General features: G+C 57.0%; 18 protein-coding genes and 1 pseudogene. 12 read left to right on the forward strand and 7 right to left on the reverse strand.

Annotated features, from left to right (window positions below; genetic code table 11):
- Nucleotides 1-114 precede the first annotated feature (114 nt).
- The gene (locus tag M5G26_RS16455; RefSeq protein WP_007915782.1) at nt 115-1,620 is read right to left on the reverse strand and encodes an AhpA/YtjB family protein; all 1,506 of its coding nucleotides are present in this window, start codon (nt 1,618-1,620) and stop codon (nt 115-117) included.
- A gap of 134 nt (nt 1,621-1,754) precedes the next feature.
- On the opposite strand from M5G26_RS16455, the gene serB reads away from it, so the two are divergent.
- Nucleotides 1,755-2,969: a phosphoserine phosphatase SerB gene (serB, locus tag M5G26_RS16460; RefSeq protein ID WP_008079219.1), complete on the forward strand. Its 1,215-nt coding sequence runs from the start codon at nt 1,755-1,757 to the stop codon at nt 2,967-2,969.
- An 89-nt stretch (nt 2,970-3,058) separates the two neighbouring features.
- Here serB and M5G26_RS16465 read toward each other — a convergent pair whose 3' ends face one another.
- The 4 genes from M5G26_RS16465 to M5G26_RS16480 all read right to left on the reverse strand — a co-directional run bounded on the left by M5G26_RS16465 (nt 3,059) and on the right by M5G26_RS16480 (nt 8,261).
- Entirely contained in the window at nt 3,059-4,810 is a 1,752-nt protein-coding gene (locus M5G26_RS16465; protein ID WP_273915970.1) for a molecular chaperone, read from the reverse strand.
- Nucleotides 4,811-4,985: 175 nt separating this feature from the next.
- Nucleotides 4,986-5,846, reverse strand: coding sequence for an archaetidylserine decarboxylase (gene asd / locus M5G26_RS16470; protein WP_095113488.1), 861 nt, complete (start codon nt 5,844-5,846; stop codon nt 4,986-4,988).
- Nucleotides 5,847-5,864: 18 nt separating this feature from the next.
- The gene (gene rhdA, locus M5G26_RS16475; protein WP_134175860.1) at nt 5,865-6,680 is read right to left on the reverse strand and encodes a thiosulfate sulfurtransferase; all 816 of its coding nucleotides are present in this window, start codon (nt 6,678-6,680) and stop codon (nt 5,865-5,867) included.
- Between the two features lie 42 nt (nt 6,681-6,722).
- Nucleotides 6,723-8,261 (reverse strand): HDOD domain-containing protein, encoded by a 1,539-nt coding sequence (locus M5G26_RS16480; protein ID WP_273915971.1) that lies wholly within the window; start codon nt 8,259-8,261, stop codon nt 6,723-6,725.
- A 166-nt stretch (nt 8,262-8,427) separates the two neighbouring features.
- On the opposite strand from M5G26_RS16480, the gene motA reads away from it, so the two are divergent.
- The 3 genes from motA (at nt 8,428) to M5G26_RS16495 (ending at nt 11,620) form a co-directional block, all read left to right on the forward strand.
- A complete protein-coding gene (motA, locus tag M5G26_RS16485; protein WP_007915795.1) occupies nt 8,428-9,279 on the forward strand; it encodes a flagellar motor stator protein MotA in 852 nt (283 codons plus the stop codon).
- A gap of 3 nt (nt 9,280-9,282) precedes the next feature.
- Complete coding sequence (gene motB, locus M5G26_RS16490) at nt 9,283-10,365, forward strand: flagellar motor protein MotB (protein ID WP_273915972.1); 1,083 nt, start codon at nt 9,283-9,285, stop codon at nt 10,363-10,365.
- 91 nt (nt 10,366-10,456) lie between these two features.
- A complete protein-coding gene (locus tag M5G26_RS16495) occupies nt 10,457-11,620 on the forward strand; it encodes a sterol desaturase family protein (protein ID WP_134175857.1) in 1,164 nt (387 codons plus the stop codon).
- 47 nt (nt 11,621-11,667) lie between these two features.
- Here M5G26_RS16495 and rsgA read toward each other — a convergent pair whose 3' ends face one another.
- Nucleotides 11,668-12,699: a small ribosomal subunit biogenesis GTPase RsgA gene (gene rsgA, locus M5G26_RS16500; protein WP_016985702.1), complete on the reverse strand. Its 1,032-nt coding sequence runs from the start codon at nt 12,697-12,699 to the stop codon at nt 11,668-11,670.
- 107 nt (nt 12,700-12,806) lie between these two features.
- Between rsgA and orn the strand changes: the two genes are divergently transcribed.
- From orn to M5G26_RS16540, 8 genes and pseudogenes are all read left to right on the forward strand, one after another.
- The gene (orn, locus tag M5G26_RS16505; RefSeq protein ID WP_077570608.1) at nt 12,807-13,349 is read left to right on the forward strand and encodes an oligoribonuclease; all 543 of its coding nucleotides are present in this window, start codon (nt 12,807-12,809) and stop codon (nt 13,347-13,349) included.
- Between the two features lie 147 nt (nt 13,350-13,496).
- A pseudogene (locus M5G26_RS16510) lies at nt 13,497-13,688 on the forward strand (trimeric intracellular cation channel family protein); the annotation flags it as partial.
- 150 nt (nt 13,689-13,838) lie between these two features.
- Entirely contained in the window at nt 13,839-14,876 is a 1,038-nt protein-coding gene (locus tag M5G26_RS16515; protein WP_273915973.1) for a hypothetical protein, read from the forward strand.
- A gap of 245 nt (nt 14,877-15,121) precedes the next feature.
- Nucleotides 15,122-15,733: a trimeric intracellular cation channel family protein gene (locus tag M5G26_RS16520; RefSeq protein ID WP_038360340.1), complete on the forward strand. Its 612-nt coding sequence runs from the start codon at nt 15,122-15,124 to the stop codon at nt 15,731-15,733.
- Between the two features lie 173 nt (nt 15,734-15,906).
- On the forward strand, nt 15,907-16,929 hold the full coding sequence (locus M5G26_RS16525; RefSeq protein WP_273915974.1) for a hypothetical protein: 1,023 nt from the start codon (nt 15,907-15,909) through the stop codon (nt 16,927-16,929).
- A gap of 403 nt (nt 16,930-17,332) precedes the next feature.
- The gene (locus M5G26_RS16530; protein WP_273915975.1) at nt 17,333-18,277 is read left to right on the forward strand and encodes a hypothetical protein; all 945 of its coding nucleotides are present in this window, start codon (nt 17,333-17,335) and stop codon (nt 18,275-18,277) included.
- Nucleotides 18,278-18,377: 100 nt separating this feature from the next.
- Nucleotides 18,378-23,165: an RHS repeat-associated core domain-containing protein gene (locus M5G26_RS16535; RefSeq protein ID WP_273915976.1), complete on the forward strand. Its 4,788-nt coding sequence runs from the start codon at nt 18,378-18,380 to the stop codon at nt 23,163-23,165.
- 241 nt (nt 23,166-23,406) lie between these two features.
- A complete protein-coding gene (locus tag M5G26_RS16540) occupies nt 23,407-24,933 on the forward strand; it encodes a leucine-rich repeat domain-containing protein (RefSeq protein WP_150693025.1) in 1,527 nt (508 codons plus the stop codon).
- Nucleotides 24,934-25,011: 78 nt separating this feature from the next.
- On the opposite strand, the gene queG is transcribed toward M5G26_RS16540, so the two are convergent.
- Entirely contained in the window at nt 25,012-26,082 is a 1,071-nt protein-coding gene (gene queG / locus M5G26_RS16545) for a tRNA epoxyqueuosine(34) reductase QueG (RefSeq protein ID WP_150693026.1), read from the reverse strand.
- Between the last annotated feature and the right edge of the window lie 59 nt (nt 26,083-26,141).

The following is a 26,141-nucleotide window of genomic DNA, read 5'->3' on the forward strand; positions in this document are numbered from 1 at the left end:
CCGGTCTCTACAGTGAGGGGCTTTTCAGGGTGCTTGCAATCTCGATAACACCGGCCACAAAAAAGCCCGCAGACAATCACTCGTCTGCGGGCTTCTGTGTTTCAGGCCTAAGGCTTAAGCCCGGCGCTCATGCATCCGCGCCAGTTGCCGCTCGAGCATCGACGGATAAGGCTCCATCAACCGCTCCACGCAGCAAGCACCCTCAGGGCTGGCAATCGGCCGGATCCGCGCACGCTGGCGAATCAGCGCGTCGTCACTGATCTTGCGCTCAACCAGCAGCAGATTACGGCTGTGCTGCGACAAGGCCAAGGCATCCTGGGCCGAATCGGTCAGCAGCAGATCAATCTGGCTCAAGCCAAACAGCTCATCGCCCAGGGTCAAACCCAGCTGCAATTGCAGGGTGATGCCGCTGTCGGCGACCTCAATCTGCAACTGATGGCCCAGCGCCCGCAGCAACTCGCCACAGCAAATGGCGTTGGTCAGGTAATCATCGCCGCTGTCTTCGGTGTGAAACAGCATCAGCGTGCTGCCGTCGTTCAGGGTCTCGATTTCGCCCTGATACAACGAAGCGGCTTGATCGAGGCAGTCGCGATAGCGCTCCTGCAACTCTTCCAAACGTGCCCGTGGCAAGCGGCGCAGTTGTTCCTGCGAGCCCAGTTGCACGGCTAGCACGGCGGTGTGCTGCGGCACGCTTGGCGACGGTTGGCGGACGACAGGTTGGGGCGCGCCATTGAGCGACTCGTCGCGCAGGTCGGCGAATGCGTCATCGTCATCATCGTCTTCGACGGTGCTGACCAGATGTCGCGGCGCCGGCTTCTGCGCGGCCATCGGACGGGTTTCGTCGAAACTCGGATCACGCAAGTTGCGCACCTCGAATTCCGGCTCGTCTTCTTCGTCCTCGAATTCCGGCTCCGGTTCAGGTGCAGGCTCCGGCGCGTAGTTGGCGTGCAGCTGACGCGCCAGATCGCCGATTTCATCCTGACGATCGATGCCCGGCGTGTGTTCGTCGATGCGGCGCAGCCAGACGCGCAACTGCAGCAACGGCGTCGACAGATAGCGGCCCATGCGCAGGCTCAAGGCCAGCGACAGCGCCAACAGAATACCGCTGAGAATGCCCATGCTTTGCAGGCTGATGGTCATCGGCTGCTGGAACTGATCCATGTCCAGGCTGATGCGCAGTTGCCCGGCGGTCACGTCCTGAAAAGTGATCTTGCTCTCGTACATGCCTTCGGCTTCGCCCAGCAGGCTGTGCTTGGGCCGCTGACCGGACTCGGCGAGGATGCGGTTATCCACGCTGTAGATCGCCGCGTGGGCCACCAGCTTGTTCTTGGTCAGGTTGTTGAGCAGCACATTGAGGCTGAGGATGTCGTTGGACACCAACAGCTCGGTGGCAGAGGTCGCGGTCTGCGTGGTCAGGCTTTCGCCCAGCGCATCGGCTTGCTGGTGCATGGCCTGCTTGAATTGCAAACCCATCACGCCGGCATAGATCACCAGCGCCAGAGCGACCAGGATCACGTTATGGCTGGCAATGCGCAATGCAATCGGTACACGGCGGTGGCGCAGTGCACGGAAGATCAGCAGGAAGAAGTTATCGGTTTTAACTGGCGTGGGCCGGTTCACTGAGCTCGGCTCTTTTGTCCGTGAAGTTGACGCGCAGTATAGCGACAGGCCCTAGACCGGCAAAGCGCTCGCGGTGCCCGATGGTCACTGAAAGTGGGTAGAATGCGGTTTTTTTCCAGTTGCGGGGGTGCGCGTTGCGCGAAATCGTCCTGATTAACATCACGGGAGTCGACCGTCCGGGTCTGACTGCGGCCATTACCGGCGTTCTGGCACAAGGTGGTGTGAACATTCTCGACATCGGTCAGGCGGTGATCCACGACACCCTGTCGTTCGGCATCCTGGTTGAAATCCCCGATTCCGAGCAAGGCAAGTCCGTGCTCAAGGACATCCTGTTCAAGGGCTACGAGCTCGACCAGCAGGTGCGCTTCACCCCGGTGTCCGAAGAGGATTACCAGCAGTGGGTAGGCAATCAGGGCAAGAAACGCCACATCGTTACCCTGCTGACCCGCAAAGTGACCGCCGGCCAATTGCAGGCAGTCAGTTCGATCACCGCCAAATATGGCTTGAACATCGATCACATCGACCGTCTGTCGGGTCGCATGCCGCTGGACACGCCGGCAGACAAAGGCAAGGGCTGCATCGAGTTTTCCGTGCGTGGCGAAGCGGCTGATCCGCAGGCGCTGCGTGCCGAATTCCTCAGCGTGGCCCAAGAGCTGAATGTCGACATCGCCTTCCAGGAAGATTCGCTGTTCCGTCGCAACCGTCGTCTGGCGGTGTTCGACATGGACTCGACCCTGATTGAGGCCGAGGTCATCGATGAACTGGCCAAGGCGGCCGGGGTGGGCGAACAGGTTTCTGAAATCACCGAACGCGCCATGGCCGGTGAGCTGGATTTCCGCGCCAGCTTCAAAGAGCGTCTGGCCTTGCTCAAAGGCCTCGACGTCAGCGTGCTGGATTCGATCGGCGCTTCGCTGCGTCTGACCGAGGGCGCCGAAACGCTGTTCGCCGAGCTCAAGCGTCTGGGCTACAAGACCGCGATCCTCTCGGGCGGCTTCACCTATTTCGCCAAGCAATTGCAGGCCAAACTCGGTATCGACTATGTGTTCGCCAACGAACTGGAAGTGGTCGACGGCAAGTGCACCGGCGTGGCGATCGAGCCGATTGTCGATGCCCAGCGCAAGGCTGACCTGTTGAAAGAGCTGGCGCACAAGGAAGGTTTGCGTCTGGAGCAGACCATCGCGGTCGGCGACGGCGCGAATGACCTGCCAATGCTGGCGATTGCCGGTTTGGGTGTGGCGTTCCGCGCCAAGCCGTTGGTGAAACAGTCGGCGAAGCAGGCGATCTCGACGTTGGGTCTGGATGGCGTGCTGTATCTGCTGGGTTTCCGCGATCGCGACGGGCAGTTGTAATTAAGATCAAAAGATCGCAGCCTGCGGCAGCTCCTACAGAGGAATATGCGTTTTTCTGTAGGAGCTGCCGCAGGCTGCGATCTTTTGCTTCAAAGTGACTTCCACAACGAATCAAAATCCTCCTCGCTCCCGCCATTGCGCGCAGTATCCAGCGAGCGATAAGCGAACTGATTGAAGCTGTGCGTACTCGCCACGCGTCGATCCAGCCCGGCACGTTGCTCTTCGCCGTGGGTGTTGATCAGCACTTTGCTGCCTTCCTGAAACGGCAATCGCGGCGCCAGCAAGGTTGCCGGTAGATCGATCGCGCTTATCTCCGGTAACAATAATCCGCGCAAATACTGACTGTGATCGTCCCGCGCACGCACCAGTTGCAACCCGCAGGGCTGGGCATGTGGCGCCACTAGTTCAATACCCATTTGCGTGCCACCACCGCGTACCTGACGAATCCAGCGAATCACCGCGATGCTCCAGCCCAGACTGGCGCTGTCCTGAATCCCGAGCATTTCTCCGGCCTGTAACTCGGCGGGCACTTCATTTGGCCACGCCAGACAGTAACCCCCGGGGCTGTGATTGATCACTGGCAACGCGTAAGTCGGATAGTGCGGCGCAGCGTCGGTGCTGCTTTCGTCTTCGACCAGGTGGTCGTACTGGATTTCTTCGTAGGGCAAAAACTGCTCATTGTTCTGCGGTGCCGCGTCGAAGGCCTGACTCCAGCTGTCCTTTTCCCCTTTGGCCACGGCTTTGTTGAAATTCGCTGCGCGGGCGCCGGGATGTTTTAGCAGATCGCTGAAGCTGCGTTCGCCGCCGAGGTAGAAGTGCAGGGCGCTCATGCCCACGCAGACGGTGAGATTGCCCTGGCCGACGGTGCGCTGAAAACTGCGCTCGGCCGCTTCGCCCCACGTCGCGTGTAAATGTTGCAGCGTGTCGAAACTCAGGCCGGTCGGGACGGGCAGAGGCTTGGAGGTGTCCTGATGCAGCAAATGCGCTTCGAGAGTGTTCACCAGCGGTTGCGGGTCGAAGCCAAGCAAACCGGCGCGCTGCTCGCTGCGAAACATGCTGCGGTAGCGCGGCCCGACATCAAGCTCGGCGCTGACCGCAAACAAGCCGCCGTCGGGACTGCCGGGGTGCAATTTGAGCAGGGCGCTCCACGGTTCAAGCACTTCGGCGAGCCGGGCGATCTGGTTCTGGCGCAGTTGATTGCAGCGCGCGCTGCCGAGGAGCAGGGCGGCGATGTAGATCTGTTCGAGGCTCAGCTCCGTGGTCAGGCTGGCCAGATCGTCATGCACGCGGCGCTGTTGCAGCTGCAACTGGCACGCTGTGTGATAGAGCTGATGCAGTTCAAACCACAGATGCTCCGGCGGCGAACTGTACAGCTGGGCGGCGCGCACCAGTTGCCCCTTCAACGCATGCGCCGCCCGTTGCAGGGCCGTGCTGACCAGCGCTGCGCGATCCTTGCTGTACTTCGGCGCGATCCGCAGCACGATCTGTTTGTAACCGATCGCCAAATGACTTTGCAGCGCCTGGCAAAGATTGCTGATCTTGCGCGAGCGATCGTCGAGCATGATCGCCTGATGCAGGAAGTTTCGCTCCAGATGCTGGCAGACGAAATACACCTCGGGTCGCAGCAATTCGAGCAACTGCAGACGATTGTCGCTGGGAGTGAGCAATTGGTTGAGTTCGCCCAGCCCTTGATACAACTGGCGGGCGGTTTCGCCGATGTTGGCCTTGGGCAGGTCGGCAATCCAGCGCTTGAGATCACGCGGGGTGGCTTCGCAAAACGACAGGCGCGACTGAGTCGGAGTCGGCGCGCGCAGTTGTGGGGGGGAGATGGTCTGGCTCATGCCAAAAACCATAGCAGCAAAATTCGCGATTCGTCGGTATGACGAAATCTGTAGGAGCTGCCGCAGGCTGCGATCTTTTGATTTTGATTTAAAACCAGGATCAAAAGATCGCAGCCTTCGGCAGCTCCTATAAGGATATCGACCGTCAGCGCAATCCGGGGCGGTCGATTCAGTATCAGGCTTTTGGCAGCGCCAGGCCTTGGCCCATCTGCACTGGCGAACCTGCCGCCAGTTCTTCAGCCCATTTCACCTGATCCGGCCCGAACAGCACGATGGCGGTCGAACCCAGTTTGAAACGGCCCAGTTCAGCACCTTTCTCCAAGTGGATCGGCGCACGGGCGGCTTCGTCGTAGCGGAAGGTTTTCAGCTCGCGCTTCGGCGGGGTGACCAGACCGGCCCATACGGTTTCGATCGACGCGACGATCATCGCACCTACCAACACCACGGCCATCGGCCCGCGCTCGGTGTCGAAGATGCACGCCACGCGCTCGTTACGGGCGAACAGTTCCGGGACGTTTTCGGCGGTGGTCTGATTCACCGAGAAAATCCGGCCCGGGATGTAGACCATCTCGCGCAGGGTGCCGGCCAGTGGCATGTGCACACGGTGGTAGTCCTTCGGCGACAGGTAGATGGTGGCGAAGTCGCCGCCCATGAACGGCGCGGCGTTGGCCGCATCACCGCCGAGCAGTTCCAGCACGCTGAAACTGTGGCCCTTGGCCTGGAACACGCGACCGTGTTCGATCGGGCCAAGCTGGCTGACCGCACCGTCGGCCGGGCTGAGGATCGCGCCCGGGGTTTCGTCCAGCGGACGCGCGCCGTCTTTCAGGGCACGGGTGAAGAAGGCGTTGAAGTGCTCGTAAGCGGTCAGGTCTTCGACCAGCGCTTGCGACATGTCCACTTGGTAGCGCTTGGCGAACCATTGGGTGAAGGCATTCTTGAACCAGCGCACGCGGCACTCGGCAATGCAGCCGGCCAGGCGCGACAGCAGGTGATGCGGCAGCAGGTACTGGCTGAGGATAAACAGACGCTCTTTCATTAGTTGTCCTTAAAAACCTTAAATCTCGACTGGCGTGTCAGGGTGGTTGCCCCATTCGCCCCAGGAACCGGCGTAGCCCTTGACCCGCGGATAACCGAGGGACTTGGCCACCAGATAAGTGAAGCCCGACCGGTGATGGGTCTGGCAGTGGGTAATGATTTCTTTGTCCTTGGTGATCCCGAGGTCTTCGAGGATCTGCGGCATGTCTGTGCGAATACGCAACTGACGGGCCTTGTCCATGCCCGCCGTCCACTCGAAGTTGACCGCACCGGGGATGTGCCCGGCCTTGGCGGCCAGTACTTTCTCGCCGGAGTATTCCAGCGGCCCGCGCGCGTCCCAGATCGCCAGATCGGCAGCACCGAGACGGCTTTGCAGATATTCGCGCGTGGCAGTCGGCTCGTCGTGCAAAGTCAACGGCAGTGGGCCACCGACGGCTGCTGGCACTTGGATCGACATTGGCATGCCATCTGCCAGCCATGCCGGCAGACCACCGTCTATATAGTGGTATTTATCGTGACCAATGACGTCGAGCAGCCAGATGAAGCGCCCGGCCCAGCCGCCGCCTTCGTCGTCATAGACCACGTAGACCGCGTCTTTGCGGTGGCCCAGTTCACCGAATAACGCTTCGAGATCGGCTTTGGCCGGCAGCAGGCCCGGCGCCGGCGGCTGGCCGAGCTGGGTGCGTTTCGGGTCGACAAAGCGTGCGCCGGGGATATGGCCCTCGGTGTAACGGGCAGGGCTGGTCAGGTCCACCAGAATCAGTTCGCCCGACTCGAGACGCGGGAGCAAGTCGCTCGGTTCGATGACGAGCGGCAAGCCAGAGAAGTCAGACATGTGAGGTCTCCAGAGCACAAAGGGGAGGATTGTAGCGCAGCCTCATCGGCCACGGCTGCTAAAGCTGTGCAGGGCTTTTTCGATGCACTGCGCGGTTTTGCCAAAGGCTTGCACGGTGATGTCGGCGAATGGCCCGCCGCCCTGATCGGCAACGACGATCATGATCACCCGGCCGTTATTGACCAGTGAGCGCAGGAACAAATGCTCGCCGCGAAACAGCGTGCGCAGGCTCGCGGGCAGCAAGGCGGAGAATTGCGCATCGTTCTCTGGAGTGATGCGTACCTGCGCCTGTTGCGCGAGCAGCCGTTGCAGGACTTTGCTCTGGCCGACGACAAAATTCAGCGCCGCCGCTTCTTTCGGCAGGCCCGCGGTTTGATGCACGCGCAGATTGGACTGCGTGCGGTCGGCCATCAGGATCATCACGCGGCGCATGCCGCTGGCGACCAGCGCATCGCGAGCGGCGACGGTCAGGCTCATGGCATTGGTGAAGCGGCTTGGCTCGGCCAATAGCTCGGCGCATTGCTGGCGCCATTGCGTCAGATCTTCCGAGGTTGGCGCAGCGGCGGGCAGCATGCCGGCCGGCAAACGATGGGTGCCCCACGGCCATAGCAATGAAACTGCCGGGTGCCACAAGTCCGGCATCGCATGGTGGCGCGCACTGTTGGCGGCTTGCTGGTGCAACTGTTGTTGCACCTCGTCCATGGAAATCTGCAGATAAAGGCTGGTCAGGTATTGCCAGCGTTCGCTGTGCGGACTGTCCCAGGCCTGCTGTGCCGACAACGCCAGACCGTTGGCCAGCAGTACGGTGTTGGCCGGCTGGTTGAGCCAGCGGCGCAGGGTGGGGTCATCGTCGAGGCGATTTTGCTGGCGCAACGGATGCTCGCTGTCGCGGGCGATGCGCAGCACTTTCACCAGCTCGCGCTGTTCGCTGAGCAGCAATTTATAGCCTTGCTGCACCCAGATCGGCAGATGCCAGGCCTGCACCAGCGCTTCTGCGATTTTCAGCAGACGTACACCAAACAATTGTTTTTCGACCACGCGCGCTGATTCGCCCTTGTGGATAACCCGCAGTTCCCATTCTTCAAGCAATTGCGGATAGGTCAGCGCCAATGGCCAAAGCGGCGACAAAAACAGCAGGCTGCCCCAATGAATGTCCTGCCACAGCCGCGCCAGGCGACTGGCGAAAAAACCGTTGGCCTGTTGCGTTGCATGCTGGCTGATCATCTGCAACTGGCGCAGGGCTTTGGGAATTTGCATCTGCGGCTCGGCGGGCAACCGCGCCAGCAGTTCTTCTGTACGGGCAAGGCCGAGGCGATTGATCGCCACCTCAAGATTTTCCGCCGGCGCGGCCATGGTGCCATGGGTGTGACGATTCGCCTCACGGATGATGCTCAAGGCCAGTGCCGGGCTGTCCTGCATCAGGTCGGCAATGTCGCGCAGCGAGCTGCGATTGTCACGGATCGCCCGGCAGACTTTGTCGTGAGCCTCTTGCGGTACGGGCAGTCGCACGCCATCGAGCAACTTTACCCAGCCGTCGAGGGTGGTCGGTTTTGCGTGTGGGACGTTCGTTTCATTAGCCATGTCTGGACGGGATCTTCACTGACTGTAGACGCGCCCGGCATGGGCTAAATTGGCTTTTCGCCTGAACTGGCTATAGTCTGGCGCAGTTTTGCCGATAAGTAGAAGAAGAGATTTTTTAACTTCCGAATATGACCTTGAACCCGACTTAAGTAAGTACTTTCTACCTATGGCTAAAATTATCGGCATCATCGTCGTATTCGCGAGCGTGCTCGGCGGATACGTGCTCTCCCACGGCAAGATTGCCGCCCTGATCCAGCCCTTCGAGGTGTTGATCATCGGTGGTGCTGCACTCGGTGCATTCCTGCAGGCCAACCCTGGCTACATGACGATGCACGTGCTCAAGAAATCCCTGAGCATGTTCAGTTCGCGCTTCAGCCACACGTTCTATCTGGAAGTGCTCGGCCTGATCTACGAGATCCTCAACAAGAGCCGCCGCGAAGGCATGATGGCCATTGAAGGCGACATCGAAGATGCTGCCGCGAGCCCGATTTTCGCCAAGTACCCGGCAGTGCTCAAAGACGAACGCATGACCGCGTTCATCTGCGATTACCTGCGCATCATGTCGTCCGGCAACATGGCCCCGCACGAGCTGGAAGGCTTGTTCGACATGGAGCTGTACAGCCTCAAGGAAGACCTCGAGCACCCATCCCACGCGGTGAACGGCATCGCCGACGCCATGCCCGGTTTCGGTATCGTTGCGGCGGTACTCGGTATTGTGGTGACCATGGCCTCGCTGGGTGAAGGCGATCAGAAGTCCATCGGTCTGCACGTGGGTGCCGCACTGGTCGGTACCTTCTTCGGTATTCTCGCGGCGTACGGTTTCTTCGGCCCGCTGGCGCATTCCCTGGCCCACGATGCCAAGGAAGAGCTGAACGTCTACGAAGCCATCAAGGCCTCGCTGGTGGCTTCGGCTTCCGGCATGCCACCGTCGCTGGCAGTCGAGTTCGGTCGCAAGGTTCTGTACCCGGCTCACCGTCCAAGCTTTGCCGAGCTGGAACAAGCCGTTCGCGGTCGCTAAGAAATGGAAAATAATCAGCCGATTATCATCAAGCGCGTCAAGCGCATAGCCGGCGGGCATCACGGCGGGGCGTGGAAAATCGCCTTCGCCGACTTCGCCACGGCGATGATGGCGTTCTTCCTGGTGTTGTGGCTGCTGTCCACCGCCACGCCGGAGCAGAAGATCGCCATCGCCGGTTACTTCAAAGACCCGGTCGGCTTCTCTGAAAGCGGCACGCCGTACATCATTGACCTGGGCGGCACGCCGACCCTGGCGCCGGAAAACACCCTCAACCCGGAAGTGAAGTCGCAGCCGCAACCCGACAAGGTCACGGTCGACACCGAGCAGGTTGAAGGCATGGCCGAGCAGGTCGAGAAGGAACGTCTGGAGCTGCTCCTGCAAGAACTGCAGAACAAGGTCGACGAGAACCCGCAACTGCAGAAGTTCAAGGATCAGATCCTCTTCGAGATCACCCCGAACGGCTTGCGCATCCAGATCATGGACGCGGAAAACCGACCAATGTTCGACTCCGGTTCCGCACGTCTGAAGCCATACTTCGAAGACATCCTGCTGGCCATGGCTGACACCATCAAAGCAGTGCCGAACAAGATCAGCATCAGCGGCCACACCGACGCCAAGCCGTACACAGGGACCGGTGATTTCGGTAACTGGGAGCTGTCGGCCAACCGCGCCAACGCTGCGCGTCGTGCCTTGATCGCCGGCAGCTATCCGGATGCGCAAGTGGCGCGGGTCGTCGGTTATGCCTCGTCGGCGCTGTTCGACAAGGAAAACCCGTTCAACCCGGTCAACCGTCGTATCGACATTGTCGTGCTGACCAAGAAAGCCCAGGCGGCCATCGAAGGTGCGCAAGGTGCCGATCCAGCGAAACCTGCAGATCAAGGTCAGAACGGCGCCGCTCCGGCGACACCGGTTGACCCGAATGCACTGCCGGCGGATCAGCAACCGGTGCCGGCGCATGAGTTGCGCGAACGCTTGAACCTGTTCGACGACGCTGCGCCAAAACCGGCTGAGCCGGGGAGTGCGGCCCCAGCGCCTGCTCCCGCTGCTCCGCCAGCCACTGCCCCGGCTCCCGCGCCGAAGCAGTGATCCACAAAAAGCCACGGTCACCGTGGCTTTTTTGTATCTGCCTGCGTCGCAATGACCAGTCGCAGTTTTCGCAATCACGGAAGATCAGTAAATGGAAAGACTCAAAGCCTATTTTCAGCGGCACGGCAACGCTCCCTTCAAATTTGGCGAGGGGCGGGTCAGTGGCTACATTTCGGCCACCCTCGGGCTGTTGAGCCTGCTGGCGGTGTTCTGCTTCCTCTTCCCGGAATGGCTGACCACGGCCGAACTGCGCAAGGTCTATGACGAGCAGTTCGCGCGCACCACGTTGTTGCTCGGTCTGGTGCTGTCGTTCAGCCTCGGCACCCTGAATATCCTGCTGAACAAACGCAAACGCCTGGGGATTACCGGCCTGGTTGCATCGGGGTTGGCGGTATTTCTCGGTGGCACCAATGTTCAGGTCAGCTCGATCGGGCAGACGCCTTACTCGCTGGGTCTGGACTGGTTTGTCCTGGCGCTGCTGGTGTCGGCGATCGTGTTCATTCCTCTGGAGAAGCTCTATTCCAAGAATCCCGAGCAAAACATCCTGCGCCCGCACTGGCGCACCGACCTGACCTACTTTTTCGTCAGCCACATGCTGGTGCAGTTCATCCTGATCTTCATCACCGCGTCCTCAAGCTATATCGCTGGTTGGGCGGTGTCGCCAGGCTTGCAGGCCAGTGTGCAGAGCCTGCCGCTGGTGGTGCAGTTTCTGCTGGCGATTCTGGTTGCCGATCTTGGTCAGTATTGGCTGCACCGGCTCTACCATGTCGTGCCATGGCTGTGGCGCATTCACGCGGTGCATCACTCCAGCACGCACATGGACTGGCTCGCCGGCTCCCGCGTGCACTTCATTGAAATCCTGCTGACCCGCACTGGCGTGCTGGTGCCATTGATGCTGCTGGGCTTCGCGCCGCAAGCGTTGAATGCCTATGTGATTCTGGTTGGTGTTCAGGCGGTGCTGGCTCACGCCAACGTGCGAATCAACGGCGGCTGGCTGAACTACCTGATCGTGTTGCCGCGCTATCACCACTGGCACCACGCCCGGCACAAGGACTACATCTACAAAAACTACGCGATCCACACGCCGCTGGTGGACATGCTGTTCGGCACGTTCAAGCTACCGCCGAAAGAGTGGCCGGTGCGTTATGGCGTGTTTGGCAAGGAGTTGCCAGGCGGGATTGTGCGTCAGCATCTGTATGCGTTTCAAAAGCCTGAGCCGAAGACGGCTGTGCCAAAGCCGCCAGCCAGCGCTTGAGCAAAGAAAAGCCGCGAGATGATCGCGGCTTTTTTGTGTCTGGCTACTTAATAGCCGTTTTCCGGCAGGCTGGCGATGATCGAGCGGTAGCTGTTCATCCGCTGCTGCTGCACGCGGCCATCTTCAAGGGCCTTGAGCAATGCGCAACCCGGTTCACGGTCGTGCTTGCAGTCGCGGAAGCGGCAGGTGCCGAGCAGGTCATTGAACTCGATGAAACCTGCTTCAACGTCGGCACGGCTGACGTGACCGAGGCCGAATTCACGGATACCCGGGGAGTCGATCAGTTCGCCGCCACCGGGAAAGTGGAACAGGCGCGCGGTGGTCGTCGTATGCGTGCCCTGGCCGGACAGCTCGGACAATGGCCCGACGCGGGTTTCGACTTCCGGCAGCAAGCTGTTGACCAGCGACGACTTGCCGACGCCGGACTGGCCGACGAACACGCTGATGCGGCCGTCGAGCTGCTGTTGCAGCTGTTCCATGCCGTTGCCGTGGTGCGCCGACACTTCCAGCACCGGATAACCCAGCGTGCGGTACACCGCCAGCAGCGCATTGAGCGCCGGGGCGTTCTGCTCGTCGATCAAGTCGAATTTGTTCAACAGCAGCAGCGGCCGGATGCCGGCGTGTTCGGCGGCAACCAGATAGCGGTCGATCAGGTTGGCATGCGGCTCGGGCAGCGGCGCGAAGACGATGACGATCATGTCGACGTTGGCCGCTACCGGTTTGAGCTGGCCCCGGCTGTCCGGGCGGCACAGCTCGGTGGTGCGCGGCAGTTGCGCAACGATCACCCCGATGCCTTGGTTGCCGGCGCGCCAGACGACTGTGTCGCCGGTTACCAGCGCGGGCAGGTTGGCGCGCAAGTGGCAGCGGAAGACCTGGCCGGCCTGATCACCGTCAACGGCCTCGACCTCGACCTGTACACCGAAGTGGGCGATCACCAGACCTGTTTGTTCCGGGCCCAGATCGCCGCCCTCAAGGGCTTCGACCGCCGAGGACTCGCGTTTGGCGGCGCGGGCAGCGCGTTCGCCCTGAATCTTTTCGATGCGCCAGTTTTGACGACGATTGAGTTGGCGTTTGGCCATGGGTGTTCCGTCTGAAGAATGCAGCGATTAGGTAAAACGGCCGCGAGTTTAGCACGCCCGGCCACCGGCCTAGGCTAAACTGCGCAGCATTGCCTAGGAGCCGAAATATGCCAAACCCGCAGAACCTGATCTGGATCGACCTGGAAATGACCGGTCTGGATCCGGAAAACGACGTCATCATCGAAATGGCCACCATCGTCACCGACAGTGATCTCAACACCTTGGCCGAAGGCCCGGTGATTGCCATTCATCACAGTGACGAAGTACTCGCCCGCATGGACGAGTGGAACACCCGCACCCACGGCAACTCCGGCCTGACCCAGCGTGTGCGCGACAGCCGCATCAGCATGGCCGAAGCCGAAGCCGAAACCATCGCCTTCCTGGAAAAATGGGTGCCGAAAGGCAAATCGCCGATCTGTGGCAACAGCATCTGCCAGGATCGCCGCTTCCTCTATACGCATATGAAGTCGCTGGAAAGCTACTTCCACTATCGCAACCTCGACGTTTCCACCCTCAAGGAACTGGCCGCGCGCTGGGCGCCGGACGTGCGCGACAGCTTCAAGAAGGGCAGCACCCATCTGGCGCTGGACGATATTCGCGAATCGATCGCCGAGTTGCAGCATTACCGCAAGCACTTCATCAAGTTCTGATGTGGTTTGTGTAGGCGCCGCGGCAGCTGCGATCTTTTTTGCCCTTGTTGTCCATTCACACTCAAAAGATCGTCGCCTGCGGCAGCTCCTGCATTGAGTCGTGTCGCTCGCGCTCTTTCTAGCCGGCACGAAATGGCTTGGTGGCGTTTGTATGCGAGTGACTCGTTCGCTGCAGCGTGGTGCTACATGCGGTGTCTTTATCTCAATGTGTCGAGTGAACACACCATTCTGATTGTCCTGTTCGGCGGTTTTTTGTTACGTCTGCTGGCCATTCGTCTTCATTGGGAAATGCCAAACTTCGTTTATTACGAAAACTCGATGTTTGTTGAAGTCGGGTAGTTTTCTAGATAAAACCTGTGAGTCGCTGGCGGCTTGCAAGTGTATGTTTCTTACATTTTTCATTTTGTCGATTTTTTGGAAGTCATGTATCTCTGTTTTTGGCAAATTTCAATTGTCATCTTCAAATATGTTTCTCAAAAGGAATGCAGCATGAGTGAAAGTATGGACACTACACATGGCCAGCAAACCAATTCATCCGTTTTCGGAAGTATTGCCAGTTTCAAGGTCAAATTCGATGCCGGCGATAGTAGTCTTGGCAGAACGCTTTTTGGTAATGGCCGGATGCAGGTGAAAGTGCAAGTTCTGGTGTCCGGGGTTGACGCTAACGGCAACGCGATGCACGTACCCGCGGATGTAATGGACAGCATCGAACTTATTCATTACAGCACCGGCAAGACGTTGCGCGACGGCTGGGTCGCGAGCACCGAACAAGGGCGGTTTACCGTTGAGGCGCAAACTCCATTCACCACCAGAGAAGTTGACGAAGATGACGAGGGCAATGACAGCATCCGTCCTCAGGTTCGCACGTACTGGGTATCCTCCAAGAGCGCTGGTACGACCCGGATCGGTGCGCGCTTGTCTCTGAACGGGGTGAGGATTGTCAGTAACGGGACCACGCTTTCCAGTGTTCATGACAGCAGCTTGACGCTCGAAGCACAAACACCTGAGACCTATTCGATTGGACTGTTCGACTGGTTTCAGACGCGTCGCGGCAATGAACACCCCCGCAATCGTATCTGGAACTATTATCTGGGCCTGTTTCCGCAGGGGCGGCAGATCAGACTGGTCGACTGGATAGTAGATGGAGTAGAGCCAGGCGATGATCACTTCTTCGCGGGCGGTAACAAACTTAATGAATCAAAAACGAATTATATGGAGGCTACGCTTGTCCGCCGCGAACGATCTGAATTTACAGCGTGTTTGCCATATGGCGGAAATCACTATCAGTACACTTTTACTTCTGACGCCATATCAACGAAAGAGGTGCGTTATAGAATAACTGTCAATGACCGCGACGGTTACCTGACTGTCGTTCAAGCCCTGTCCGAATACTCGAAAGATGCGGAAAAATACAAAGTCGACAATGTGCTTCACTTCCGTGCCATTGATCAGCACGGTACAGAGCATAAACTGGCGATTCGCACGAATTTTTATCAACGTAATTTATATCTGGAACGAGGCTACTGACCTTCATTGATGCAATGTCGTGTAGTCAGTACAGGTATATGCTTTTGGCGTTGCGACTACCGATGAACTGTGATGTTCAATTATCCGGTATTCGCACCCAAAGTGCTTTTGCTGATGTCCTATGCTGATCCTGAAGCTATGCGGGGCCAGCGCGGCGGATTTAAATTGGCGCGAGGTTAACGTCATCTCTGTTGGTGCCGGCGCGTAGTGGCTAAACTGCGCGCCTCATTGCCAGGATCGCCACCATGTTGCTGATGCTCTATCTCATCGCCATCACCGCCGAAGCCATGACTGGCGCCCTTTCTGCCGGGCGGCGCGGCATGGACTGGTTTGGCGTAGTGCTGATCGCCTGCGTGACAGCCTTGGGCGGTGGCTCTGTGCGCGACGTGCTGCTCGGCCATTATCCGCTGACATGGGTCAAACATCCGGAGTACCTGGTGTTGACCTCGGTCGCGGCGATGTTCACGGTGTTCACTGCGCGCTGGATGCGCCACCTGCGCTCGCTGTTTCTGGTGCTCGACGCCGTTGGTCTGGTGGCGTTCACCCTCATTGGTTGCATGACCGCCCTGGAAATGGGCCACGGCATGTTGGTGGCTTCGGTCAGCGGTGTGATCACCGGGGTATTCGGCGGCATCCTGCGCGATATTTTCTGCAACGACATTCCGCTGATCTTTCGCCGCGAACTTTATGCGAGTGTTTCGTTCGCTGCGGCGTGGTGCTACATGCTGTGTCTTTATCTGAATGTGCCGAGTGAACAAGCCATTCTGATCACGCTGTTCGGTGGATTTTTGTTACGTCTGCTGGCTATCCGTTTTCATTGGGAAATGCCCAAGTTCGTTTATAACGACGAGCATTGATAATTCATTGTGTTCTGTCGTGAGAGAGCCGTATTACTTTAATTGATGTGCACGTGAGTGCATGTTTCTTACATTTTTGTTTTTGCTTTCTTTGGTCTGTATGTTATTTATTCGACGTCATCAAAGACTGGTGGCAGTTAGCTGAATTAACATAAAGACAAAGGAAGTTTGCTATGAGTGAAGTCACGGAAGAAACCCGGGTTCAGCCAGATTCTGTTGGGGCTTTTGAAAGCCTTACATTGTTCAAAGTAAAGTTTGATGCCGCTGAAAGTACGCGAAGCAAAGAGCTGTTCGGTAATGGCCGCATGCAAGTAAAAGTACAAGTGCTTGTTGCCGGAGCCGACGTTAATGGCAATGCGGTTCATGTGCCTTCCGAGGTGATGGACAGCATCGAACTGGTTCATTATCTCAGCGGTCAGCCCCTGAGCAATGGCTGGCGTGCCAGTGACGAGCAAGGCCGATTCACGCTGGAGTCGCGCTTCAGCACCAATGATGTGTCCGAGTCGTATGACGACGACACGGTACACCCGCAAGTACGCACTTTCTGGGTATCGTCCTCCAGTGCTGGAGAAACCCAGGTCGGCGCACGGCTGACAGCGAACCAGCAAGTCATTCGTAGTAATGGCTCGACCCTTTACAGTGCCCACGACAGCAGTGTGACCCTCAGTGCAAAGGAACCCTCCGCCTATTCCATCGAGAGCTTCAGGTGGCAACAGGTCCGGCGCGGGAATGAAGAACCAGGCAATCGGATCTGGAATTACTATCTGGGGCTGTATCCGCAAGGGGGGCAGCAAATAAAGCTGGTGGACTGGATTTTCCAGGGGGAACGCGGGAGCTACATCTTCGCTGCGGGGAACAAGATCAATGAGTGGAAAACCAACAGTCTTCAAGGCACTTTGGTGCTTCCCGAACTGAAGAACTTTCTGGTGGTATTACCCTATGCAGGAAACTCTATTGCCTATACGTTTTATTCCGATGCAATTACTACAAAGAACAAATCCTATTCTGTGACGGTCAATGACCGCGATGGAGAACTGACCGCAGTGCAAGCGCTGTCTGAGTATTCTTCAATTGAGCCGAAGAGCAGGAATGGCGAGGTCTTTCGCTTTCGTGCCATTGATCAATATGGCACCGAGCATAAACTTGCCATTCATACGGATTTTGAAACACGCAATTTTTCACTGGCGCGGGGATAACCGGATTAGTTGCAGATGGGTATTTATGCCGCTTCATTTGGTATGGATACGTCAATAGCTCATGATTTATTTTGCTTTCGCAGCTAGGTAGGCAAGCTTTCGTTGGCTCCGGGCACCGGAGCCAATGCGCTACCGGTTGCTTGATAGGCGTTTGGTCTGACTCTCGAGAAATCCATAACCTGCTTTCGCATTTCGTGATCTGGCGATTTACGGAGATGGTTGTCTTTGTGTTTGTTGTTTTTTTTTCTGGCTTGTAATTGTCTGATGAACTTTCACTGGAGTTTGCTTTTTTCGGTGTTGGTCATCGCGGCTTGTCGAGAATTTCTGGTTTCTTGCGGTTTTGCTGTATGTAAAAACGGTTATATGGGTTCTTTGTTGTTTTATTTTTTAACAGGTGAATAATATGTTTGAGAAAAATTTAAGTATTCAGCACTTTGAAGTGAAGTTTGATTCCTCAGCCGCTGACCGCCGTCGGACGTTATATGCCAACGGGCGTATGCAGATTCGGGTATTGGTACGGGTGTCCGCAGCGGATGCGCAAGGTAATGAAGTTTCTCTATATGGGCATCCGGCGCTGCAGACGCTTCAGCTCATCAGCTATAACGACGGCATGCCTCTTGAGGGAAGCTGGACTTCGAGTCGCGAAGAGAACCGCTATGCCCATGACATGTCAGGTCGCGAAGCGAGCATTACGCCGTTGATACCCGCCGCCGACAATCGTCTTTCCGACCCTTCCGAAACCATTCAAGTGTTCGAGTTCTGGGTATCCAGCAAGCGAGTGGGATCATTACAGATTGCCGCAGAAATAACGCTGGAGGGGAAGCGGTATCGAAGCAATGGGCAAAATGGCTACGACAGCAGCGTTAGCCTGGATGCCGTTGCTCCCAAGCGATATCCGGCTGCCAGTTTCCTGTTCGGTGGAGTCAGGAGTGTCGAGCAGAAAAGTAGTTACGACAGGCTTGAACAATTCACTCTTTCGCTTTTTTCGGAGGGGCGGGTTATTCACTTGCTCGACTGGTCCAGTGATCAGGTGAAATATGACCCGGACTACGCTGGTGAATTCTTTTTCTCCGGCAATCTTGATGATGGCGTGAAAAACCTGAGGACTTACTTTGGTTTCATTGCTCCGGTCTATGGCGAAACAGTCACAGTAAAGACGCACTATGGCTCTAGGACGCTACCTCAGGAAACCGGCCGGATTTCCATATTAGTCTATGCCAGTGCGGAACCTGCCAATAAACCCGCGCGTACCGAAACTTTCGAGCTGAAAGTTTTTGATGAGTTCGGTACCGATCACCGTTTGCGTATTAATTCAAATACAGCCCTTCGCAATTTCTTTATAAGCTGATTCTTTTTATTTCGATTGTCGGCCTGCTCTTGTTGCTGAGTCTCAGGTCGACGGTTGTTGTTTGTATGGATGCATTTTTTCAAATAACAGGAAGTTGTTTATGAGTAGTCAGTCTCCAGAGTCCGTGCATTCGAATGCATTTAATTTTAGCGAATTTGTGAGCGGTGGCGTTGATCCTCGAACAGGCATATATACCTGCTCTTTATCCCTGGGTGCCATTCGTTCCGCAGATCTGAATGGTCCCTCGTTTAATCTTGCGCTGAACTTCAATCCGTTGAATTTGCGCAACACAGGTTATGGCCTTGGTTGGTCGCTGACCCTGACGCGTTATGACGTTCGTGACAAAGTCATGGCGCTATTCACCGGTGAAACCTATCGGGCAGTTGAATCGCGAAATGCGCTTCATTTTAAAGAAATGAAGCTGGAGAGCGCCAAGGTGCTGAAGCACGGCGACGGACATTACGAAGTACGTTACAAGGATGGCCGGCGCGAAGAGCTAAAGGTCTTCGGTGCTACACAGATTGCCGTACCCATTCGAATCTTCGCAGCAAACGGCGTGAGCATCAGCCTGAAATACGCGTTGTTCAATGAGCAGCCGATGCTTATTGAAATCGCGGACGACAAAAGGACTTTGTTGAAAGTTGGCAGCACGCGTGGCCGCGTCACGTTGACTCGCGATCCCGATACGCCAGCCAGCGCCGGATTTACCCTCAAGCTCAAGAATGATCGGGTCAGCACCATTAGCTTGCCTGTCGGCAGGGGCTGGGATCTGCAGTACGAGGACATCAATGGCACCGGTTATTTGAAGCGAGTGGTTTCGCCGCTCGGGGCCGTGGAAAATATCCGCTACAAGGAAGTCGGTCATCTGTTGCCCACTTTGCAGGGGGTTCAGAGTCTGCCTTACGTGATTGCTCACGATATTTACCCAAAGCAAGGGCAGCCCAAGGTCGTCAAGGCTTACACCTATTCGGACTGGAACTTTCTAGGGCACGGCGTAGCGGCGGATCCTTCGGATGACGGCGACCCGCTTTACCGGGCGACCAGCGTTTACCGGTACAGCAGTGTCGAGCGTCTGATGATGGGTGAGAAAGTTCATACCCAGGTCAAACGCACCTACAACAAGTTCCACCTGTTGGTTTCTGAAGTCACCACTTGTGGTGATGCGGTAGTGACAGTTGCCACCGAATATCACGGTGATGAAAAAAAAACACTCGCCCAGCAGCCGGCTCAATTCCGGATGCCCAAGACGCACACTCGTAGCTACGAGGACCGATTAACCAAGAAGATCCGTTCCGAGACATCGACCACTGAGTTCGATGTCGCCGGTAATCCGCGTAAACAGGTCGGAATCGATGGCGTGACGACGCTGTTTGAATACTTTCCCTCCTTCGAAACCCCGGACTGCCCCGCAGACCCCATAGGCTTTGTCCGATTCCTTAAACAGCAGACTGTGATCCCGGCTTCCGGTGGTGGAGCGTCCACCGTTAAACGCTTTCGCTATGCGTTGCAGCCGGGTGTTGAAGGTTCGACGTTGGCAAACGTGGTGCCCGTCGAGGAACAACTGTTCGAGTGTGTGGCAGACCGTGAAGTGCTGCTTTCGACTGCTAGCCTGGCCTATGTGAATACCCCCGGCGACTCGTTCCAGCATGGTGTATTGCAGCAGCGAAGTGTCTCGCGTGATAGCAAGACGTCGGGTGTCGAGTATTCCTATGTGCTTGACGACAACACGCTTGTGCTGAAGAAAATCTTCCAGGGTTTTGACGGTACGAGCGCGACGACCGAACAAGCGCTGTCGACACTCAATGCGCTGATCTTGTCCGAGCGTGACGCAGATGGCCAGGTTGTCGAGTATGAATACGACAAAATCGGCCGGCAGTTGCGCAAGACCATGTCCCCGGGTGCGACCAACGCGTCATCGATCCATTGGGTTTATCACGCTGCAAGCGCTACCGAGCCGGCGATGGTGGTCATGACGGATTCCTCGGGCGGCAGGCAGGATGTCAGCTATGACGCGCTGGGGCGGGTGATCGGCATTCAGGAAAAGGACCGCGACAACCCGGATCATTCGGGGGGAAGTCCAATGCGTACAGTCTTTGCCGCTGTCCATGATCAGGTCGGGCGGTTGGTGGAGCAAACCCACTCGGATTGGTGGGAAGGCGTTGCACGACCGGTTAAAACCCAATCGCTTTACGATGACTGGGGGAATGTCAGGGAAACCCGTCATGGCGACGGTCGAATCGAACATATCGAGTTTGATCCGGTGGGCCGGCAGCAGAAGGCCTGGCAGCACGGTTTTGGCAAGACCGTGACGATCATCAATGACTTCGGCAAGCCGGACAGCATCGAGGTATTCGATCTCAAGGATCAGAGCCTGGGTAAAACCGTTTTTGAATACGATGGGTTGGGCCGAACCCTGAGCCAGACCGATCCGGCAGGTAACAAGACCCGCTACGAATATGACGTGTTCTCCCGGATGGTTCGCAGTGTTCTCCCGGACGGGCATGCCGTGGAAACCACGTTTGCCGCCCATAGCTGCGATGAGTTACCAGTGGAAATCAAAGTGGCCGGTTTGTCATTGGGGCAACAGAGTTTCGATGCTTTGAACCGTGTGACGGAGATTTCAGTGGGGGGGCGTAAATCGGTTGCCAGTTTCGAGGCTGGTCGCAGTCTGCCCAAGTTCACCACCGACGCCACGGGTCAGAAAATCGAGTTCGTTCATGCGCCTGAACTGGGGGGGGTGTTGACTGAGCGCAAAGCCGTGACCGCGGAGGGCAAAGATGGGTTGAGCACGCGGTTCACCTACGAAGCCCTGAGCGGAAGAACCAAAAGCTGTATCGAAGAAGATCGCGAGAGTCATTTCGAGTACTTTCCCTCCGGACGTCTGAAATCGGAAACCACTCGATATGGCGAACAGCGCCGTACCGTTTCCCATACTTACTCATTTGCCGGTCTACCCCTGACGTACACGGACGTGCTGGGTGTAAAGCACCACACCAGTTACGACAAGTGGGGGCGCAGAACTACGTTCAAGCAAGGTGCGGTGCAGGCTAATTACGCCTATGACAAGCGTGGTTTGCTGCAAACGATTGAAACTCGCGATACCTCCTCCAAGCGACTAATGAAGACGCGTCTGACTTATGACGATATCGGGCGCGAAGCCAACCGCAGTTTCGAAGTCAATGGGCTGCCCACTCAGACGCTGACCTCCAGCTACAACATGACCGGCAAACTGGCGCGCAAGGTGTTGACGCGTGGCGCTGCCGTGTTGCGCGATGAGCAATTTACTTACGACGTGCGCGGGCGACTGGTTCAGTACGATTGCGGCGGCAGCCAGCGACCGCGAGATCCGTACGGAAAGGAAATTGTTCAGCAGATCTTTACCTTCGACGCTCTGGATAACATTCTTACGCTACAAACCACGTTTCCTCAGGGGGTCAATGTAACCACCTTCAGTTTCAGCACGCTTGACCCGGCGCAGCTCATCGGCGTCTCACACTCCCATGCCGACTATCCGGCGTCGATCGTTCTGGAGTACGACGCCGACGGTCGGATGATCAAGGATGATCAGGCACGCGCCCTGACATATGACGCTTTTGGACGTTTGGTGCAGGTGACCAATGCGCGAGGGGAAGTGGTGCGTGGTTACCATTACGACGGCTTTGATCGGCTCGTCGAGTTGTCGCAACCGCGAATGCTGGATGTGCAGCGCTACTACCACAACGCCAGAGTCAGTAGCGAGGTCCGTGGCAATGACTCGTGCAGTGTCGTGCGCCATGACGGCTTGATATTAGGGGATCAACAGCTTGGGACCGATGCGGGGAGCCGGATTTTTGGCACTGATCAACAGAGCAGCGTGTTGAACCGTTTGCATGGCGAGCAATGGGTCGACAGCACCTACAGTCCCTACGGGCATCGTCCTGTCGACGGTGGTCTGTTCAGTCTGGCCGGTTTCAATGGCGAGCAACTCGATGTGGTCACAGGCTTGTATCTGTTGGGTAACGGCTACCGAGCCTACAGCCCTACGCTGATGCGTTTCACCAGTCCCGACAGCATGAGTCCGTTCCGTGCGGGTGGTTTGAATGCGTACGCTTACTGCCTGGGCGACCCGATCAATAGGGTTGACCCAACGGGCCATGTTTCCTGGCAGTCGATTGCCGGGATCGCATTGGGGTTCATCGGGATTGTATTGAGTATTGTGACCATGGGGGCTGCCACGCCACTGGGCCTGTTCGCCATGGGGTTGGGTGTCGCATCGGGAGCTGCCGGTATCGGCAGTGAGGTGGCAAATGCCTACGACTCACAATCCCAGGCAGGAGCGATACTTGGATGGGTGAGTCTTGGTCTTGGAATCGCTTCGATAGCAGCGGGAGCGCTTGCGGTCCAGAAGGCCTTGGCACAGACCAGTAGAGCCCGTGCTTACATCGCCACGGTTGCGGACGAGCCGCCAGTCAAAATCGTTGAAAAGGAATTCGCTATCTTCACCAAGCCCGGGGGCAAAAAAATCCCTCAGCGAGCTGCTTCAGAACCTTGGACTTTCGAGATTGACGGCGTGAAGGTGGATGGGCAAGCCGACTTGAGTGTCATTAAGGGTTTTAGCAAATTAGATGAACGTGAAATAGGAAAGGCCAAAACATTCCTGACCGAGATCGTCGACCAGGGGAAGACGCCAACCAACGCGGCTAGCATGTTGGGAACTCATACTAAATATAGAGAGCTAATCCCGTTCCGCAGCGCCAATGCCAAAGAGCTTAAAGACCCTGCTTTCTTCAACGGGACGGGGCAAACCGAAATCAAGCTAAGTGCTGCCCACCGTTTTATATTTTTTGCGAACAGAGATACTCGGACGGTGACGGCGCATGCGTTTGGGCACACGGTGAAAGGAAGTTGAAAGGTCTGTAAAGGAATTTGACGCAAATACGCGAACAGTGTGATTTGCCGAATTTAGCTCGGTTCTGCACTTGAGTAAAACGGGGCTGCGTGAAGATCTATGTATATCTTCACGCAGCAATCATCCCGATAGACTGCTCCTTTCAATCGGCAAGTTATCCAGAGGGATGACTTGTGTAGATGTCCGGCGTTGCTTGTGCAGAGCTGCTGGAGCAGTGCAATCAAATCAAGGATGAGAGTTTATGTCTGGCAAACCACCAAAGATCAAACCTTCCCTCGGAAAAAATAACGACTCCAGCGCTGGGGGGGGCCATCGTCAGCTACGTACCAGCCCGCCCCACCAGTCGAATGTCCCGCATCAGGTAGCGCAATCTCCTCTTCTCATGTCGGCGACTGAAGCAGTAGCGCAGTCGGTCAGCGTGACCCCGATGACTTCCTACATGGGAGTTGCGATGGCTGCTTCGGCACCTGCGTTCCGGGACTACTGGGTACGTGCCTGGAACAATCTCGGTGAGGCCGACGCGTTGGGCATTCGGCTATGCAAGCAGCGTCAGTATGTCGCCGTTGCCGATGACTATTTCGTGCAAGTGGTCAAAGATGCCGAAAGCGGTCTGTACCGTGCCACGGTCCTCAGAGAACTCAATGCCTCCGGCCCGCTGATGAAGCTGGATGCCGAGGGCAAGTTCTGGCGTCCGGCGGACAACGATGACTTGCCCGGGCAGGTAGCAGTGGAGCGAGCCAGGGAGTTGTCCGGTGAGGGGGAATTTCAGCAGGGGGCGATTTCCACGATAGACGAGCGTCTGGCCGAGCTGTACCCGACCATGACCGAGGAGGCCCGATCAACCATGCTTAGCGAGCGATTTAGCGGCGATCCGTTGCTGGCGGTGGCTGGCCTGGAGAAGGAATTCTCCACACTGGTGGAAGACCTTGGAGCGTGGGTGGCAGAAGTGCCGCCTCTCCACCCTGTCACGGGGCTGTCGCTGACAAAGACCGAGATTGAGTCTCAGCGAGCCCACAGAGAGTTTTTCGCACTGGAGTTACAAGCCAATTGGTCTCGCAAGGCAACAACCGTAAACCCTTACACCCCGTCAACGCTGGATTACGATCTGGATATGCTGGGAAGCCTGCCGCGTTTATCGGCTGACTTCAGTCATGTCCGTGAACTGAGTCTCTCCAGCACTTCGCCACTGAGTGGCAGCGCTTTTCTCGAAGCTTTTCCGGGCGTGCGGTATCTGATCCTCTCGGGTTTTGCGCTGAAAACGTTTCCCGTTGAAATTTTTCAAATGAGAGAACTGGCGACATTAACACTGGACAACTGCGACATTCGACTCTCCGAAGCAACCGTCGAAGGCCTCGCCCATATTGAAAACTTGACGCTTCTGGATTTAAGCGACAACCCGCTTGGCCTCGCGCCTGATATCAGTTTCATGCGGCGCCTGGACAGTCTCTATCTTTCGAATACAGGGCTGACCGAAGTTCCAGTAGGGCTGTTTGACATCGAGAGTCTCGCCTACGCAGATTTGGGGAGTAATGGAATCAAGAACTTGCCACTGGAATTGTTCGACGTGCCCGATGTTTGGGAAGTCAACTATAACTTTCGAAACAATCCGCTGGATGAAGATACCCTGCAACGAGTCACTGACTATATGAATGCCGCCGGTTTAGACAGAAAAGTCCTGATTCAAGTGGATGGCGATGTCTGGGTGCCCCAACAGAATATAGTGTTCGATGGCGTGGACAGTGGGCTGGAGAGTTCCGACGAGGGCTGACTCATTGGCTGGCAACATGCTCGGGCCAGCGGACTGTGCAGGCTATTGGTCGCACCGCAAAAGTGGATCGAAAGGATTTTACAGTGTGTCAGGGACATGCTGACGCAACGCCCACTCCACATGCTCTTTAACCAACTCTGACGGATAATCCCGTCGCGCTTTCAGCGCTTCCAGCACCGGAATCGTTGAGGGCGCATTGCCCAATCCCACCGCCAGATTCCTCAACCAACGCTCATACCCCGCTCGCCGCAACGGCGAACCTTCAGTGCTGCTCAAAAACTTCTCCTCATCCCACAAAAACAACTCCGCCAGTTCGGCATTGTCGAGGCTGTGCCGTGGCTTGAAATCGCTTTCCCCGGAGGGCTTGGCGAAGCGGTTCCACGGGCAGACGATCTGGCAGTCATCACAGCCGAACACGCGATTGCCGATCAACGGACGCAGGTCTTCAGGGATGGCGCTTTTCAGTTCGATGGTCAGATAGGAAATGCAGCGCCGCGCGTCCAGCACGTACGGGCCGACGAAGGCATTGGTCGGGCAGATATCCAGGCATGCTGTGCAGCGCCCGCAATGTTCGCTGCTGTGTGGTTCATCCACCGGCAATGGCAGATCAACGAACAATTCGCTGAGAAAGAAGTAACTGCCAGCCTTGCGATTCAGCACCAGAGTGTTTTTGCCGATCCAGCCCAGCCCGGCCTGTTCAGCGATGGCTTTTTCCAGTACCGGGGCGCTGTCGACAAACGCGCGAAAACCGAACGGGCCGATCTGCGCCTGAATCTTGTCGGCCAATTGCTGCACACGTTTACGGATCAATTTGTGGTAATCGCGGCCCAAGGCATAACGCGACACGTAGGCTTTTTCCGGTTGCGCGAGCATTTGCGCCATTTGCGTGTCGCCGGGCAGGTAGTCCATGCGCAGCGAAACCACGCGCAAGGTGCCCGGCACCAATTCTTCGGGGTGCGAGCGTTTGCTGCCATGGGCGCCCATGTAGTCCATTTCGCCGTGATAGCCGGCCTCGAGCCAGCGCGCGAGGTGCTGCTCATGCTCGGCCAGATCCAGGCCGCTGATGCCGACTTGCTGAAAGCCCAGCTCGCGGCCCCAATCCTTGATCGATTGGGCGAGGGCGGGCAGGTCTGTGGTGATGGCGGACATGAGACGAGAGAAACCGGAGCTGAGGTGCGTATAATTCTGCCAGACATCGGAGCCCGAAG

The organism is Pseudomonas sp. TNT2022 ID642 (genome assembly GCF_028656995.1).
Classification (GTDB): Bacteria; Pseudomonadota; Gammaproteobacteria; order Pseudomonadales; family Pseudomonadaceae; genus Aquipseudomonas.

Coding starts and splice junctions, on each gene's coding strand:
- M5G26_RS16465 (WP_273915970.1), bottom strand. CDS start 4,810: ATGAGCCAGACCATCTCCCCCCCACAACTGCGCGCGCCGACTCCGACT.
- asd (WP_095113488.1), bottom strand. CDS start 5,846: ATGAAAGAGCGTCTGTTTATCCTCAGCCAGTACCTGCTGCCGCATCAC.
- rhdA (WP_134175860.1), bottom strand. CDS start 6,680: ATGTCTGACTTCTCTGGCTTGCCGCTCGTCATCGAACCGAGCGACTTG.
- M5G26_RS16480 (WP_273915971.1), bottom strand. CDS start 8,261: ATGGCTAATGAAACGAACGTCCCACACGCAAAACCGACCACCCTCGAC.
- motA (WP_007915795.1), top strand. CDS start 8,428: ATGGCTAAAATTATCGGCATCATCGTCGTATTCGCGAGCGTGCTCGGC.
- motB (WP_273915972.1), top strand. CDS start 9,283: ATGGAAAATAATCAGCCGATTATCATCAAGCGCGTCAAGCGCATAGCC.
- M5G26_RS16495 (WP_134175857.1), top strand. CDS start 10,457: ATGGAAAGACTCAAAGCCTATTTTCAGCGGCACGGCAACGCTCCCTTC.
- rsgA (WP_016985702.1), bottom strand. CDS start 12,699: ATGGCCAAACGCCAACTCAATCGTCGTCAAAACTGGCGCATCGAAAAG.
- orn (WP_077570608.1), top strand. CDS start 12,807: ATGCCAAACCCGCAGAACCTGATCTGGATCGACCTGGAAATGACCGGT.
- M5G26_RS16515 (WP_273915973.1), top strand. CDS start 13,839: ATGAGTGAAAGTATGGACACTACACATGGCCAGCAAACCAATTCATCC.
- M5G26_RS16520 (WP_038360340.1), top strand. CDS start 15,122: ATGTTGCTGATGCTCTATCTCATCGCCATCACCGCCGAAGCCATGACT.
- M5G26_RS16525 (WP_273915974.1), top strand. CDS start 15,907: ATGAGTGAAGTCACGGAAGAAACCCGGGTTCAGCCAGATTCTGTTGGG.
- M5G26_RS16530 (WP_273915975.1), top strand. CDS start 17,333: ATGTTTGAGAAAAATTTAAGTATTCAGCACTTTGAAGTGAAGTTTGAT.
- M5G26_RS16535 (WP_273915976.1), top strand. CDS start 18,378: ATGAGTAGTCAGTCTCCAGAGTCCGTGCATTCGAATGCATTTAATTTT.
- M5G26_RS16540 (WP_150693025.1), top strand. CDS start 23,407: ATGTCTGGCAAACCACCAAAGATCAAACCTTCCCTCGGAAAAAATAAC.
- queG (WP_150693026.1), bottom strand. CDS start 26,082: ATGTCCGCCATCACCACAGACCTGCCCGCCCTCGCCCAATCGATCAAG.